Genomic DNA, 13811 nt, shown 5'->3' on the forward strand with positions numbered 1-13811 from the left:
GGGTGGGGGAGACTAGCCGGCCCCGGGGGGCCGGTGGTTGCGGCGCCGTGAACAGGCGAGCGGGCGGGCGTGTTCCTGGTGGTGGTAGGGTTCTCTCCCGGTGAAGCGGTTGGACTGGCGCGTCATGCGCCTCCGTCCGACGCGTATCGCCGTACCCAGGGGGGCACCATGCAACCGAGCAGCACCGTCCGGGCCACCGGCCCGCGTCCAGGCCAGGAGGTCCGGCCATGAGCAAGCTCGCCGTCCTCGTCATCCATGGCATCGAGGTGGATGACCCGGGTCTCTTCGACACCGCATTGCGCAAGCTGAGCGAGCACTTCGGCGCGCAGGCCCGCACCGCTCCGGAGAATGCCCTGGTCGTGGAGACCGTGAACTGGGCGTCCGTGCTGGAGGGCGCCGAGCGCAGCCTCCTCTCGCGGTACGGCACGTCCGACGCGGAGGAGTACTGGCAGGCGCTCTACGACAACGTGCGCTCGGTCAACCGGGGCCACGAGTCCGCGCTGGTGCCCCTCATGCTCCGCATGATGCGGCCGTCCACGCGCGGCATGGACCTGCGCTACCCCGGGCTGCGCTGGCTGCTGGTGCACTTCGTGGGCGACATCATCGCGTACCAGACCAACCCGTCCGACCCGGACATCTACACGCGCATCCACCGCGAGGTGGCGCTGGCGCTCGGCCGGCTGCGCGCGAGGGCCGGGGAGGACGCGCCCCTGTGTGTCATCTCGCACAGCCTGGGCAGCATCATCGCGAGCAACTACTTCTATGACCTGCAGGTGAGCCGTCAGACGGGGCGCGACATCATCGAGACGTCGGTGCGCGCGGCGCAGGGGACGTCACCGCTGGAGCGCGGCGAGACGCTCAGCCGCATGTACACGCTGGGCAGCCCCATGGCGCTGTGGAGCCTGCGCTACCGGAGCGTGGAGCTGAACCAGCCCGTCCAGGTGCCCGCCCAGGAGCTGGAGCGCCACCATCCGGGGCTTGGCGGCGAGTGGCTCAACTTCCACGACGATGACGACATCTTCGCGTGGCCGCTCCAGCCGCTGAGCGCCGCGTACCGCGAGGCCGTGAGGGATTGCGCCGTGCGGCTGGCGGGACCGCTGTTCTCGTGGACGCCACTGGTGCACCCCTTCTACTGGTCCGATGACGCGGTGATGGGGCCCATCGGCCGCTCGCTCGCGGATGCGTGGCGGCGGCTCGGTGAGAAGAAGCCGCCGGTGCCCACGGTCGCGGCGTAGGGCGCGGCGAAATCCCGGTCCGCGACGCGTCCTTTCCAGGGATGTCGCGGACCCAGACCAGAAGTCCCGGCACGCGCGGTGTATAAAAGGTGGACACCCGGTGATTCGCGAGCGTCCACCGCCAGCGGTGCGTTGAAACGCGGCGCGCAACGCGGCGGCGATTCTGCTATCCGCGCCTTCATGTCGGACTTCACGCTTCCCGAGGACAAGGCCGCGCGGATGGAGCGCTGCTCGGTGTTCTACACGGACGTCGTGCCGCACAACCACGCGCTCGGCCTGAAGCTGGTGGACATCGGCCCCGGCGAGGCCACCGTCGAGCTGCCCTACGCGGACTTCCTCGTGGGCAACCCCGAGACGGGCGTGCTCGCCGGCGGCCCTGTCACCACCCTCATCGACGCGTCCTGCGGCTCCGCCGTCTTCCTCAAGATGGGCCGCTTCGCCCCGCTCGTCACCCTGGACCTGCGCATCGACTACCTGCGCCCCGCGCGCCCTGGCGTCTCCCTCACCTGTGTCGCCGAGTGCTACAAAATCACCCGCCAGGTGGCCTTCGTCCGCGCCCTCGTGCACCAGGGCGACAAGAGCGACCCTGTGGCCTCCGCGCAGGGCACCTTCATGAAGACGGAAGAGTGACGGCCATGAGCGAGACCACACCCGCCCCCCTGCCCATCGCCGACCTCGTGCGCCAGGTGCGCCAGACGCGCGAGTACCGCAAGCTCACCGACGCCATCCCCTACACGCGCTACATGGGCATCGGCGTGGAGAACCTCGCCGGCGAGATGCTCTGCCGCATGGCCTACTCGCCCAAGCTCATCGGCAACAGCCTCCTTCCCGCGCTGCATGGCGGCACCCTCGGCGCCCTGCTCGAGTCCGCCGCCATCTTCGAGCTGCTCCTCCAGACGGACACCGAGCGCGTGCCGAAGGTCATCTCCCTCACCGTGGACTTCCTGCGCTCGGGCAAGCCGCAGGACACCTTCGCCAAGGCGCTCATCACCCGTCAGGGCCGACGCGTCGCCAACGTGCGCGTCGAGGCCTGGCAGGATGACCGCACCCGCCCCATCGCCAGCGCCCACGCCCTGTTCCTGCTCGCCGAGCCGTGAGGGTTCCGCCATGAGCTCCAACGCCGGTGCCGATCTCCTCAAGCTCGCGTTCAGGCTCGTCGATGCCCTCGAGTCCTATGGGCTCGGCGTACAGGTGATGGTGGGACTCTTCGCCCTGGGCTTCGTCGGTACCTTCGTGGCGTTCCGCCGCAAGCCGCCCAGGGACAAGAGCGACTGACGGGCGCCTGCTCCGCCAACCGCCCTCCCCTGGTCTCCACGCCGCCGCCGTCTCCACCTTCGTGCCGGGACTTTCCGCATTGAAGAAGGAGGCAGGCAATGAAGCGTTGGATGGGCTGGATGCTGGTGGGCTCTCTCGCGATGGGTGGGACGGCGTTCGCGCAGGAGGACTCGAAGCCGCCGAGCACGCAGAACGGCACCGATGACACCCAGGGCATGTTCCGCATTGGCGAGGCAGAGGCCATCGACCAGGGCGAGAGCGTGAAGGACACCACCGGCGGCGTTCAGCAGGGTACCGGCGGCTCCGGCCAGCAGCCCCAGGGAGCCCAGCCGGATGCCCAGGGCGCGAAGCTGATGGACCAGGGCCTGCTACCCATCCCCACCGACGAGCAGGACTTCCTCGCCACCCTCCACCACGCCAACCAGATGGAGGTGCAGCTCGGCCAGCTCGCGCAGCAGAAGGGCGTGTCCAAGGGCGTGAAGGACTTCGGCGCGAAGCTGGTGAAGGACCACCAGGCCGCGGACCAGAAGCTCATGACGTACGCCCAGAAGAAGAACATGACGCTCGGCGAGCCGAAGGCGGATGACGACTTCAAGAAGACGATGAAGAACGCCGACGACGCCGCCATGGCGAAGCTCCAGTCGCTCCAGGGTCCCGCCTTCGACCGCGCCTTCCTCGCGCACATGGTGGGCGACCACGACACCGACATCGCCAAGGTGATGGCCGCCCAGCAGCAGTTCGCCAGCAACACCGAGCTGAAGGGCCAGCTCGACTCGCTGCTGCCCACGCTCAAGCAGCACCGCGACCAGGCGCACCGCCTGCTGGGCCAGGAGAAGCCACGCCAGGCACGCTCGGCTCCGCAGGGCCGCTGACGACGGCTCCCGCTCGCCTTCAGCGCGCCGTCACCGAGACGGTGTAGAGACGCTTCGCGGCCTGGACTCGCGGCGGAGGTGAAGGCGCGCCACCCGCCGCCCCAGCCTCGAGTCCTCCGCCGCGTACACCACGCCCATGCCGCCCGCAGCGCCTCCAGCGCGGGCACCTCCGTCAGGGACAGCGCACTGCACCGTGTTGCACGCGCGTCGAGAAAATCGGCCTCTCCCCTCGGAACCTCTCGTGCGCCCTCAGGGTTTGGCGGCTCGCAGGCGCAGGGCAATGCTCAATCCGAGCCCCGCCAGCACACCGGCCGAGTAGCAGACGAGGTCGCTCCACAGGAATCCGGCGCCCAGCACCAGCCGGCCCGGCAGCGTCCCGCGCACCGCGTTCAGCCAGGGCGCCTGGTAGAGCTGGCTGAACTCCACCGCGAAGGAGAAGGCCAGGGCCGCGGCGGCCACGTGGAGCACCGGGCGCGCGGGCGCCAGGAAACGCACCAGCAGGAACACCAGCAACGCCCACAGCGTGTCCCCCGCGTATGCCGCGAAGAACGGCGGCCACGCCACCGACTTCGAGCGCGAGGCCAATCCCAGCGCCAACACGAGCAGCGCCAGCACCAGCGCCATGACCCGCACCCGGAGCGGCGAGGGGACACCGGCGGAAGGAACGTTCATTCCACCCCGGTCTACACGGCGGCCCACCGTTGGCGCCAGGGGCCGGCCCCCATGCCCACCGTCCAGGGCGGGAAGAAACACGGAAGCATCCTTCCGACCTCGACAGGTACGAGAGGAGGCCCGGCCGGTACCTCGCGTGCCCCGCACGCGCGCCACCGCCGCCACCACCTTCGGCAGGCCGTGGCGCTCCAGGGCCGCATGCGCCGCCGGCTCTCCCTTCGCGCAGGCACAGGCCAGGTCCAGGTCCGCGCCATGCACGGCCGCGAGCCACCGCGCCACGTCCTCCCCCGGCGGCAGCCGCTCGGCCAGGTTCCGCAGGAAGTCCTCCTCGGCCAGGGGCACTCCCGGCCAGGTCCGCTGTCCCGTGGCGTACAGCGACGCGAGCCTGTCCTCCAGTCCGGGGAGCTCCCTGGCACTCCGCGCCTCGGGCCGCAGGTACCGCTCGAAGAGGACTGACACACCCGAAGACTATCCTTGTTACAGCGCCTTCTTCCCTTTTCTACAGGCTTCACCCCAGGTGCGCTCGGACCGGGGGCGTCCCGTCTCGCACCCGTAGCGTGGAGGCCTGCACAGCAAGTGACGGGCAGCCCTGCCTGAGGGTGGAGATTCCGCCCGACATCGGACCTTTCAACGACCCTGCACTTTCCGGCACGGCACCTGCTTCCTGACGGGCAGATCGGCAGGGGGCAACGGGCGCGATGGGCGAGCGGGAGCTGGTGAAGTTGAGGGAGCTGAAAGAGGCCGCGCATGCCCTGTTCGTCCGGGGACGCTTCGTGCAGTGCGCGGAGACCTACGCGCGCATCCTCCGGCTCGTCCCGAAGGACCCGAACGTGCGCGTGCGGCATGCGGAGTGCTGCCGCCGTGCGGGAGACCGGCAGTCCGCCATCACCTCGTACCGCGAGGCGGCCGCCCTCCTGATGGAGCAGGGCTGCGAGTCACGGGCCCGCGGGGCGCTGCGCGCCGCGCTCGAGCTGGACCCGAGGGACCCGATACTCCTGTCGGACATCGCGCGGCTCGGACAGCCGAAGGCGCAGGCCACCGCGCTGGAGGACGAGCGGCTCTACACCGGCGCCACGGGCCTCTTCGAGCGGCTCGACGCGCGCGCCAACAAGGCGGGTCCTCCGCCTCCGCCGCCGGCCTACGTCCTCCGCGCCGCCGAGGAGACACCCGCGCCCGGGCCCCTTCCGGCCGCGCCCACCATCGCGCCGCTCGACGTGAAGGCGCTCCGCGGGGCACGGACGATGGCGCTCCCTCCCCGAGCCCATCCGGCGGTTCCTCCGGCCATGCGCCGCGCGTCGCCGAGCATCCCGCCCATCATTCCGGGGCGGCTCATCACCCAGCCTCCCGTGCCCCAGGCTCCAGCTGGGACGCGTCCCGCGGGAGCAACGGTGACGCCCGTGCCTCCGGCGATGCGTCCCGCGAGGTCGACGGCGGGCGTGCCCCGCGCGGGGAATGCCACGGCGCAGGCGGGAGGCCCGCTGCCCCTGGCGCCCGCACCCGCGAATGGTGCCGGAGCCTCCCACGCGGCCCCGGCGGCGACGCCCTATCGCCCCGAGCTGCGCCGTCTGGGCCCGAATGCCGTGGCGCTCCGGGTTTCGCCCCAGGCGCGCTGGGTCATCATCCGCTCGGACAGCCCGCTGGAGTTGAGCCGCGCGGAGGCGCTCCCTGTCCCCGCGGCGCGGCAGCCCCCGGCGGCATACGCTCCCGAGCAGCCCCCGGCGGGCCCCACTCCCGCGAGCTCCTGAGCCCTCCTCACGACACCTGCGCGAACAACCGCGCGAGGAAGTCGCCGAACACCTTCACCTTCGGCGGCGTGGGACGCGCGGGCGGCCACACCAGCCACAGGGCGCCGCGCTCCACCGTGAGCCCGGGCAACACGGGTTGCAGCGTCCCCGCCGCCAGCTCCGGCAGCGCCATCAACTCCAGCACCTGCGCCACCCCGAGCCCCACCTTCGCGGCCTGCAACACGGCCTCGCCGTTGTTGAAGCTGAAGGTCTCCGGGATGCGCGGCGCCGGTGCACCCGGCTCCTGCCGGAGCGACCACTCCTCGATGCGCCCCGTCGAGGTGAACCGATAGCGGATGCAGTCGTGCCCGGCCAGGTCCTCCACGGTGCGAGGCAGTCCTCGCGCCTGGAGGTACTCCGGCGATGCGCAGAGGATGAATCGCTTTGGCCTGAAGCGCCGCCGCATCAGCCGTGAGTCCGTCAGCTCGCCACAGCGCACCGCCGCGTCCAGCCCGTCTCCCACGATGTCGCGCACGTGGTCGTCCAGGTCGAGCTGCAGCTCCAGCTTGGGGAACTCCTTGCGGAACCTCGGGAGCGCGGGAATGAGGAACCGCAGGGCCACGAACTCCGGCACGCTCACGCGCAGCCGTCCTCTCGGAGCGCGCTGCTCGCGCGAGAGGTCCGTCTCCGCCTCGCGCAGTTCCTCCAGGATGCGCACGCACCGCTCGTAGAACCGCGTGCCGGGCTCCGTCAGGTGCATCCGCCGCGTGGTGCGCTGAAACAGCCGCGTCCCCAGCCGCTCCTCCAGGCGGGCCACGCTCTTGCTCGCCGCGGACGGTGTGATTCCCAGCGTGCGCGCCGCCAGCGCGAAGCTGCTCGCCTCCGCCACGCGCACGAACACCCCGATGGCCGACAGGCTCTCCATCCGCCCTGCCTCCGATTCCGGACTCCCGAGTCCCGAGTGAGATGCCAGGGAGCACGGTTTCGCGCACGCCTTTTCCAACGCATGAATTCGCGCGGAGGAACGACACACCATGACTCACTCTTCAGACGTCTCCCGGCGACTCTTCCTGCAGGCGGGCGCGGCGCTTCCCCTCGCGGCGTGCGCCACCCCTTCGGCCTCCCACACGACGGCCGCGGCGCCCCTCTCGTCTCCATCCGGATTCGAGCAGCACCGCTTCACGTCGGCGGACGGCACCTCGCTGTCCTGCTTCCGCAAGGGTACTGGCCCCGCGCTCGTCTGGGTCCACGGCGCGCTCAGCCTGTGGAGCGATTGGCGCGACGTGGCCGAGCGCCTGTCTCCCCACTTCACGAACTACGTGCTGGAGCGGCGCGGGCGCGGGCAGAGCGGCGACTCGCCCCGGCACGCGCTGGAGCGCGAGGTGGAGGACGTGCTCGCCCTGATGGAGCTCGCGGGCCCGGGGGCCTCGCTCTTCGGCCACTCGTATGGCGGAGTGCTGGCCCTGGAGGTCGCGCGCCGGACGCCACCGGCGAAGCTCCTCGTCTACGAGCCGCCTCTCCCCGTCACCCAGCCCGTCTCCGGTCCCTTCCTGGACGACTTCCGGAGGACATTGGGACGCGAGGGGCCGGACGCGGCGCTCGTGCTGTTCAACCAGCGGCTGCTGCACACGCCGCCCGCGGAGCTGGAGGCATTCCGACAGACGCCGGTGTGGGCGCGGCAGGTGGAGATGACGCCCGTCTTCACCCGCGAGCTGGAGGCCCTGGAGACGCTGCCCGTGGGCCTGGGTCGCTACCGCGAGGTGCGCGTCCCGACGCTCGTCATCCTGGGTGACCAGAGCACGGAGGTGCTGCTCGCCCGGCCCGCGCGCGCGCTGGCGGAGGCGCTCCCCCAGGCGCGGCTGAAGGTCCTCGCCGGCCAGGGCCACGTGGCCCACGTGACGGCGCCGGACCTGCTCGCACGGGAGGTCCACGCGTTCCTGCGCGGGTCGTGAGCCCTGGGCTGCGAGGTGCGCGAGGCGCTCGCGAAGAGCGCCTCGGGTCCTACATGGACACGGACTTCTTCGGGTCGATCTGCTTCTTCTGCTCGGGAGCCTTGGCCTTCTCGGGGGCCTTCGTCTCCACCGGGAGCTGCGCCTTCACCGGCGCCTCGCAGTGCTCACCCTTGCGGTTCGGGTGGCAGTGCCGGATGCCGTACACATGGTGGCAGCCGCACGAGTCCACGCGCTTCTTCGCGCAGATGGACGGGTTGAACACCGGAGCCGCCACCTCGACGGGCTTCTGCTCCTGCTGCTGCTCCACCGGCGCCGTGTTCAGCGCCACCGCCAGGAAAACCCCACCCAAAAACCCCATCGCCCAACCCCCTACCTGGATACTGAGCCATTGATGGGAATGGCTTCGGGACGCGGCAAGTCCCACGCCGATCGGATTGGTGCTCTTGGCACGCAAGCCGATTGCCACTCGACGCTCCTGGCCTCGTGGGCGCTCCGAAGCCTCCTCCGAAGGTGGGATGCGGACGTCGCCACGGCAACACCTCCACCGCGCGTGCTCCGGCGCCGCTCACCCGCGAGACTCCGCCGATTGGCGCCCGGGACAGGACCGGCGTTCATCCGCGGGACACCGGCTCCAGTCGGGGACGCTCCGAAATCGCTCGCCTTCCCGCCTGCCCTCCCAGCATCCTCGCCACGGGCCGGTTTTCGTGCGCTCCCGGTCAGTCTCGCTCGGACGCTTCCGTCCCTTTCGCGCGTTAACCCCACTCTGGGGGATTCAAGTCATGAGCTGGAAGCAGCGTTTGGAAAAGGCCGCCGAGGGCCACTACGTCCTGCCGAAGACCAAGAGCATGAAGGTCGACGCGGACCTGTTCCTGTCCGACAAGCTCCTGTGGGGCGAGGGCCCCGAGGAGCCCGGTCTCGAGGACGCCGTCTTCGACCAGGTCGTCAACGCCGCGTCCTTCCCGGGCGTCACCCGCGTCGCCGTCACGCCCGACTGTCACGTCGGCTACGGCGTCCCCATCGGCACCGTCGTCGAGACGGACGGCATCCTCCTGCCCACCGCCGCCGGCTACGACATCGGCTGCGGCATGGTGCAGCTCCAGACGTCCCTCATGGCCGAGGACGTCGCCGACCCCGTCAAGCGCCGCAAGTGGATTGAAGAGGTCACCCGCCGCATCGCCGTGGGCGTGGGCGCCAGCCGCGTCCAGAAGCAGCGCAGGGTGACCGACCGCACCTTCGCCGAAGTGGTGCGCCACGGCGCCAAGGCCCTGGGCCGCGGCTCGTCCATCACCGAGCGCGACTTCATCCCCGTCGAGGACGACCGGGTGGACATCCCCGAGCGCGCCTTCGGCAAGCGGGACCAGCTGGGCAGCCTCGGCGGCGGCAACCACTTCACCGAGATGCAGGTGGACCAGGACGGCCGCGTCTGGGTGATGCTCCACACCGGCAGCCGCGGCTTCGGGTGGAACATCGCCAAGCACTTCTTCGTCGAGGGCGCCGCCCAGCTCGGCCTCAAGAGCCGCAGCGAGGACTTCGTCTGGCTCGACGCGGAGAGCGCCCTGGGCCGCGAGTACTGGAACCTGCACAACATGGCCGCCAACTTCGCCGTGGCCAACCGGCTCATCATCGGCGAGGCCGTGTGCGCCGCGCTCGAGGACGTCTTCGGCGGCACCGCCAGCGTGTACTACGAGATTTCCCACAACCTCATCCAGAAGGAGTCCGGGAAGTTCGTCGCCCGCAAGGGCGCCACGCGTGCCTTCCCCGGGAAGCACCCCGCCCTCAAGGGCACTCCGTGGGAGAAGACGGGCCACCCCATCCTCATCCCCGGCTCCATGGAGACGGGCAGCGCCATCCTCTTCGCCGAGCAGGGGGCGCAGAAGTCCATCTACTCCGTCAACCACGGCTCCGGCCGCCGGCTGTCCCGCGGCGAGGCCCGGCGCGTGCTCGACCAGAGCGTCACCGACAAGCGCATGGCCGAGGCGGGCATCCTCCTCAACACGCGCACCACGCCGCTCGACGAGTCCGGGCCCTGCTACAAGAACCTGGACGACGTGCTCGAGACGGTCGAGATGGCCGGCCTCGCCCGCGTGGCCCACCGCCTCAAGCCCGTGGCCTGCATCAAGGGCGCGGACTGAGGTCCAGTTCCCCAAAGAGCTGGAAATACAGGGCTTGGGTCGCCCGCCTGCCTGCTGACCGCGGGGGTGGGTGGGTGACTACTCCCCAGGTGATGGGCAGTGGACAGGCGGCGCGAGCGGGTGCGTGAGGCACGGCGGACCGCTACAGTGGGTGCGCTTGGAGTCTCCGAGAATGACCACGCCGTCTCCTGCTGCCCGTCCGCCGCCGGCTCCTTCCCGCGAGGCGGAGCTGACTCGCGCCGAGAATGAGCTGTCCACCCACGAGGCGAAGCTCGCGGAGCACCTGGCCCGCGCCACCGCCGAGGCCTCGGCGCTCGCCAACCGATTGAACCAGCTTCGCGCGGCGGTGGCCCGCGTCCAGGCCGAGCCCGGCGCGGAGGCGCTGGCCGGCGAGCAGGCCGCCGCGCTGGAGGCGCTGACGGTGCCCGTGCTGGACGTGGAGGCCTCGCGCGAAAAGGCGCTGAAGGCCCGCGAGGCGGCGCTGAATGCCCGGCGTCAGGCGGGGCAGGAGATGACCGCCGCGCTGAAGGCGCACCAGGAACAGACGGCGCAGATGACTCGGGCCATGGCCGACGTGGAGACGGTGGTGCGGCACCACGTCGAGGCGGCGGCGGCGCGCACGCGGGCCCAGCAGGAAGCACAGGCGCGGGCCCAGCAGGAGGCGGCGCGCGCCCGTCAGGCCGAGCAGGCCCGGACGACTCCGCAGTCGCAGGGGACGCCCGTCCCTCCGGGGCTCATGGCGGCGCGGTCGAAGGGGACGCCCGTTCCTCCGGGAGTTCCGGCGGCGGCCCGGCACGCGGGCGCCACGGCCACCACGGACGGCATGGACGCGCGGCGCAACGGGCGGGTGCGGATGCACACGTCCATCGACATGCGCAGCGACTCGAACTTCTTCACCGGCTTCTCGATGGACATCAGCGAGGGCGGTGTCTTCATCGCCACGGTGGACCCGGTGCCGCGCGGCACGCAGGTGGAGCTGGACTTCACGCTGCCGGGCGGCCGGCCGATGAAGGTGACGGGCGTGGTGCGCTGGGTGCGCGAGTCCAACTCCCGCACCCCGGAGCTGATGCCCGGCGTGGGCGTGCAGTTCACCGGACTGCCCCCGGAGGTGGCCTCCGCCATCTCCAGCTTCGTCACCACGCGTGACCCGATGTTCTTCCCGGACTGAGCGCCGGACGCGGTGGACCCCGGTTCAGTTGAAGAGGTCGGCCACCTCGAGGGACACACCGGGGAGCGCGGAGGACTTCAGTCTCCCGCCCGCGCCAACCGTGCGGTGGGCGAGATACCTGGCCCTCCTGGCATGGGGCTCCGTGTAGACCTCGATGACCTCGCGGGCGACGTCCACAATCCAGTACTCGGGGATGCGGGCGCGCGCGTAGATGCGGCTCTTCGCCTCCCGGTCCCTGCGAATCGAGTCATCCGCCACCTCCACCACGAGCAGGGCGGTACGCGGATGGACCCTGGCCCGCTCCTCATCGGACTGGGTGACGACCGCGATGTCGGGCTCCGGCTCGCTGCGTCCCAGACACAAGGGAAGTTGGGGTCGGACGCTGAAGGTGTCGCCCAGGGCCCGCCCCAGGATGCGGGTGAGTCTGGCGACCAGTCGTGCATGTGGCTTCCCCATCGGCGTCATCTCGGCGACCACCCCCTCCAACAGCTCCACGGGCTCATCCTGGCCGAGCACTCCGACACGGATGAGCTGGTGGTACTCCTTCGGGGTGAAGCGCCTGGGAACGACGAGCCAGGGCTCGGCGCCGGAGACGCGCTTCTTCGCGATGATTCCCTCCAGCAGCTCCACGTGCTCGTCTTCGTCGAGCACTCCGACCTCTCGGAGCCGGTGGTACTCCTCGACGGTGAAGCGCCGCGGAATCAGGAAGTCCATCTCGGGCGGGAGCCGGTGAGGCATGGGAGAGGTCCTCGTGCTGCCTCACGGTAGTGTCGGGGGCGCGAAGGCGTCCACCTGTCACATGCATTCGTTATTCGACCACCTTCCTCTCCCCCAGGCGCACGGACGGGACTATCCTCCGCGAAAGGCAGACAATCCTGGGGGGGTGTCATGGCGAAAGCCATTGCAGCGAGGTCGCAACCGAAGCCGAGGCCGGAATGAGCGCGCCCAACCGCAGTCCATCCGTCACCGTCGCCCGGCCGCCACGCTGGGACTCCCGCCGCCGCGGCACCGAGGTCGGGACTCCCTCCCCCGCCGCCGAGCCCGCCTCCGTCCCCACCGTGGACAAGGTCAACCTCGCGCAGAAGCTCGCCCTCTTCTCCGAGCCCTGGTCCCCCAAGGTCGTCGGTGACCTGAACGGCCAGCAGGTCAAGGTCGTCAAGCTCCAGGGGCCGTTCGTCTGGCACCACCATGAGAACGAGGACGAGCTCTTCCTCGTCCTCCACGGCCGCCTCCGAATGGAGTTCAAGGACCGCACCGTGGACGTGGACCCGGGCGAGTTCATCATCGTCCCCCGCGGCGTCGAGCACCGCCCCGTCGCCGAGGAAGAGGTCCACGTCCTCCTCTTCGAGCCCGCCTCCACCCTCAACACCGGCAACGTCCGCGACGAGCGCACGGTGGAGCAGCTCCAGCGCCTCTAACCGCCCGCAATCCGGGCGTTGAAAGAGCGGCCGAGCGTGCGGGCACCCGCCACCCCGTACGCTCTTGGATTCCTCCTGGCACCTACACAGCGCACCTTTGCTCCGGACCCGAGCGGCCCCACCCGGGGGCCCCACGTCGAGGAGCCGGAGCAATGCGCATCCACCACCTGAACTGCACCACCATGTGCCCGCCCGGAGGCCGGCTGATGGACGGGCGGAAGGGCTTCGCCGGGCCCGCGGCGCTCACGTGTCACTGCCTCCTGGTGGAGGGCGCCAACGGGCTCATCCTCATCGACACCGGCTTCGGCCTGCAGGACGTCCTCCACCCGCGCCCGCGCCTCGCCCCCATGTTCCTCAAGGCGTTGTGCCGCCCCCGGCTCGTGGAGGAGGCCACCGCCATCCGCCAGATTCAGCGGCTGGGCTTCAAGCCCGAGGACGTGCGCGACATCGTCCTCACCCACCTGGACTTCGACCATGCCGGCGGGCTCGACGACTTCCCGCACGCCCGCGTGCACCTGCTGGCCGACGAGCTCCGCCACGCCCAGGCCCAGGAAACGCCGCTGGACCGGCGCCGCTTCCGGCCGCAGCAGTGGATGAGCCAGCCCCAGTGGGTGACGTACCCCACGGGCGGCACCAGCGACCGCTGGTTCGGCTTCGAGTGCGTGCGTGACTTGCAGGGCCTGCCGCCCGAAATCCTGCTGGTGCCCCTGGTGGGCCACACGCTGGGACACGCGGGCGTGGCCATCCAGGCGGAGGACGGCTGGCTGCTGCACGCCGGCGACGCGTACTTCTACCACGGGGAGATGGACCTGGACCGGTACCGCTGCACGCCGGGCCTGCGCTTCTACCAGAAGCTCATGCAGAAGGACGGGGAGCTGCGCTGGTACAACCTGCGCCGCCTGCGCGAGCTGGTGCAGCGCCACGGCCGCGACGTCACCGTGTTCTGCGCGCACGACTCGCTGGAGTTCGAGCTGCTCGAGGAGCGCGAGAAGGCTCCCGCCGAGTCGCCGCTGCGCAGCTTCCTCGCCCCGGCGACCGAGTCCACGCTGCGCGTGTAGTCCCCGTCCGCCGCGGCTCACGACGGCAGCCCCGGGGCCGGAGGCTCCGCCTCCGTGCCCAGGTACATCAGCGGCAGGTCCACCGTGAAGGCCGCGCCCTCGCCGGGCGTGCTCTCCACGCGGATGGAGCCTCCGTGCGCCTCCACCAGCTGCCGCACGATGTAGAGCCCCAGGCCGAAGCCCGCGTGCTGGCTCGCGGAGGGCTCGCGCTCGAAGCGGTCGAAGATGCGCCGCTGCGACTCCGGGGCGATGCCCACGCCCTGGTCCGTCACCCGCAGCCGCGCCCGCGCCGCCCCCACCCGCTC

At 70.9% G+C, this 13811-nt stretch carries 16 protein-coding genes; 11 read left to right on the forward strand and 5 right to left on the reverse strand.

Annotation, left to right across the window (positions count from 1 at the left end):
- Nucleotides 1–227 precede the first annotated feature (227 nt).
- From HG543_RS42875 to HG543_RS42895, 5 genes are all read left to right on the forward strand, one after another.
- A complete protein-coding gene (locus tag HG543_RS42875; protein ID WP_169350728.1) occupies nucleotides 228–1235 on the forward strand; it encodes a hypothetical protein in 1008 nt (335 codons plus the stop codon).
- A 180-nt stretch (nucleotides 1236–1415) separates the two neighbouring features.
- Nucleotides 1416–1865, forward strand: coding sequence for a PaaI family thioesterase (locus tag HG543_RS42880; RefSeq protein WP_169350729.1), 450 nt, complete (start codon nucleotides 1416–1418; stop codon nucleotides 1863–1865).
- Nucleotides 1866–1870: 5 nt separating this feature from the next.
- Nucleotides 1871–2332 carry a PaaI family thioesterase gene (locus HG543_RS42885; protein WP_171818582.1) on the forward strand — a complete coding sequence of 154 codons (462 nt, stop codon included), beginning with the start codon at nucleotides 1871–1873 and terminating at the stop codon, nucleotides 2330–2332.
- Nucleotides 2333–2342: 10 nt separating this feature from the next.
- Nucleotides 2343–2510, forward strand: a complete 168-nt coding sequence (locus tag HG543_RS42890; RefSeq protein WP_169350731.1) for a hypothetical protein — start codon at nucleotides 2343–2345, stop codon at nucleotides 2508–2510.
- Between the two features lie 98 nt (nucleotides 2511–2608).
- On the forward strand, nucleotides 2609–3382 hold the full coding sequence (locus tag HG543_RS42895) for a DUF4142 domain-containing protein (RefSeq protein WP_169350732.1): 774 nt from the start codon (nucleotides 2609–2611) through the stop codon (nucleotides 3380–3382).
- Nucleotides 3383–3631: 249 nt separating this feature from the next.
- Here HG543_RS42895 and HG543_RS54760 read toward each other — a convergent pair whose 3' ends face one another.
- Complete coding sequence (locus HG543_RS54760; protein WP_211194543.1) at nucleotides 3632–4513, reverse strand: DUF2809 domain-containing protein; 882 nt, start codon at nucleotides 4511–4513, stop codon at nucleotides 3632–3634.
- Between the two features lie 239 nt (nucleotides 4514–4752).
- On the opposite strand from HG543_RS54760, the gene HG543_RS42905 reads away from it, so the two are divergent.
- Nucleotides 4753–5799 (forward strand): hypothetical protein, encoded by a 1047-nt coding sequence (locus HG543_RS42905; RefSeq protein ID WP_169350733.1) that lies wholly within the window; start codon nucleotides 4753–4755, stop codon nucleotides 5797–5799.
- 7 nt (nucleotides 5800–5806) lie between these two features.
- Here the strand turns inward: HG543_RS42905 and HG543_RS42910 are convergent, their stop codons facing one another.
- On the reverse strand, nucleotides 5807–6703 hold the full coding sequence (locus tag HG543_RS42910; RefSeq protein WP_169350734.1) for a LysR family transcriptional regulator: 897 nt from the start codon (nucleotides 6701–6703) through the stop codon (nucleotides 5807–5809).
- Nucleotides 6704–6812: 109 nt separating this feature from the next.
- Between HG543_RS42910 and HG543_RS42915 the strand changes: the two genes are divergently transcribed.
- On the forward strand, nucleotides 6813–7730 hold the full coding sequence (locus tag HG543_RS42915) for an alpha/beta fold hydrolase (RefSeq protein ID WP_169350735.1): 918 nt from the start codon (nucleotides 6813–6815) through the stop codon (nucleotides 7728–7730).
- Nucleotides 7731–7779: 49 nt separating this feature from the next.
- Here the strand turns inward: HG543_RS42915 and HG543_RS42920 are convergent, their stop codons facing one another.
- Entirely contained in the window at nucleotides 7780–8088 is a 309-nt protein-coding gene (locus HG543_RS42920) for a hypothetical protein (protein WP_246357713.1), read from the reverse strand.
- 421 nt (nucleotides 8089–8509) lie between these two features.
- On the opposite strand from HG543_RS42920, the gene HG543_RS42925 reads away from it, so the two are divergent.
- Together HG543_RS42925 and HG543_RS42930 are read left to right on the forward strand one after the other, a co-directional pair.
- Entirely contained in the window at nucleotides 8510–9862 is a 1353-nt protein-coding gene (locus tag HG543_RS42925) for an RtcB family protein (protein ID WP_169350736.1), read from the forward strand.
- Nucleotides 9863–10034: 172 nt separating this feature from the next.
- Nucleotides 10035–11030: a TIGR02266 family protein gene (locus tag HG543_RS42930; RefSeq protein ID WP_169350737.1), complete on the forward strand. Its 996-nt coding sequence runs from the start codon at nucleotides 10035–10037 to the stop codon at nucleotides 11028–11030.
- A 24-nt stretch (nucleotides 11031–11054) separates the two neighbouring features.
- Here HG543_RS42930 and HG543_RS42935 read toward each other — a convergent pair whose 3' ends face one another.
- On the reverse strand, nucleotides 11055–11768 hold the full coding sequence (locus HG543_RS42935; RefSeq protein ID WP_169350738.1) for a Uma2 family endonuclease: 714 nt from the start codon (nucleotides 11766–11768) through the stop codon (nucleotides 11055–11057).
- Between the two features lie 197 nt (nucleotides 11769–11965).
- Here HG543_RS42935 and HG543_RS42940 point away from each other — a divergent pair, with 197 nt between their 5' ends.
- Nucleotides 11966–12448 (forward strand): cupin domain-containing protein, encoded by a 483-nt coding sequence (locus tag HG543_RS42940; RefSeq protein ID WP_169350739.1) that lies wholly within the window; start codon nucleotides 11966–11968, stop codon nucleotides 12446–12448.
- A 152-nt stretch (nucleotides 12449–12600) separates the two neighbouring features.
- Nucleotides 12601–13506, forward strand: a complete 906-nt coding sequence (locus HG543_RS42945) for an MBL fold metallo-hydrolase (RefSeq protein WP_169350740.1) — start codon at nucleotides 12601–12603, stop codon at nucleotides 13504–13506.
- 17 nt (nucleotides 13507–13523) lie between these two features.
- Here the strand turns inward: HG543_RS42945 and HG543_RS42950 are convergent.
- Nucleotides 13524–13811: sensor histidine kinase (locus tag HG543_RS42950; protein ID WP_169350741.1), on the reverse strand; the 288-nt coding region annotated here is incomplete at its 5' end.

Source organism: Pyxidicoccus fallax, from assembly GCF_012933655.1.
Lineage (GTDB): Bacteria > Myxococcota > Myxococcia > Myxococcales > Myxococcaceae > Myxococcus > Myxococcus fallax.

Excerpts from the sequence above, each read along its gene's own strand:
- HG543_RS42875 (WP_169350728.1), top strand. The coding sequence starts at position 228 with ATGAGCAAGCTCGCCGTCCTCGTCATCCATGGCATCGAGGTGGATGAC.
- HG543_RS42880 (WP_169350729.1), top strand. The coding sequence starts at position 1,416 with ATGTCGGACTTCACGCTTCCCGAGGACAAGGCCGCGCGGATGGAGCGC.
- HG543_RS42885 (WP_171818582.1), top strand. The coding sequence starts at position 1,871 with ATGAGCGAGACCACACCCGCCCCCCTGCCCATCGCCGACCTCGTGCGC.
- HG543_RS42890 (WP_169350731.1), top strand. The coding sequence starts at position 2,343 with ATGAGCTCCAACGCCGGTGCCGATCTCCTCAAGCTCGCGTTCAGGCTC.
- HG543_RS42895 (WP_169350732.1), top strand. The coding sequence starts at position 2,609 with ATGAAGCGTTGGATGGGCTGGATGCTGGTGGGCTCTCTCGCGATGGGT.
- HG543_RS42905 (WP_169350733.1), top strand. The coding sequence starts at position 4,753 with ATGGGCGAGCGGGAGCTGGTGAAGTTGAGGGAGCTGAAAGAGGCCGCG.
- HG543_RS42910 (WP_169350734.1), bottom strand. The coding sequence starts at position 6,703 with ATGGAGAGCCTGTCGGCCATCGGGGTGTTCGTGCGCGTGGCGGAGGCG.
- HG543_RS42915 (WP_169350735.1), top strand. The coding sequence starts at position 6,813 with ATGACTCACTCTTCAGACGTCTCCCGGCGACTCTTCCTGCAGGCGGGC.
- HG543_RS42920 (WP_246357713.1), bottom strand. The coding sequence starts at position 8,088 with ATGGGGTTTTTGGGTGGGGTTTTCCTGGCGGTGGCGCTGAACACGGCG.
- HG543_RS42925 (WP_169350736.1), top strand. The coding sequence starts at position 8,510 with ATGAGCTGGAAGCAGCGTTTGGAAAAGGCCGCCGAGGGCCACTACGTC.
- HG543_RS42930 (WP_169350737.1), top strand. The coding sequence starts at position 10,035 with ATGACCACGCCGTCTCCTGCTGCCCGTCCGCCGCCGGCTCCTTCCCGC.
- HG543_RS42935 (WP_169350738.1), bottom strand. The coding sequence starts at position 11,768 with ATGCCTCACCGGCTCCCGCCCGAGATGGACTTCCTGATTCCGCGGCGC.
- HG543_RS42940 (WP_169350739.1), top strand. The coding sequence starts at position 11,966 with ATGAGCGCGCCCAACCGCAGTCCATCCGTCACCGTCGCCCGGCCGCCA.
- HG543_RS42945 (WP_169350740.1), top strand. The coding sequence starts at position 12,601 with ATGCGCATCCACCACCTGAACTGCACCACCATGTGCCCGCCCGGAGGC.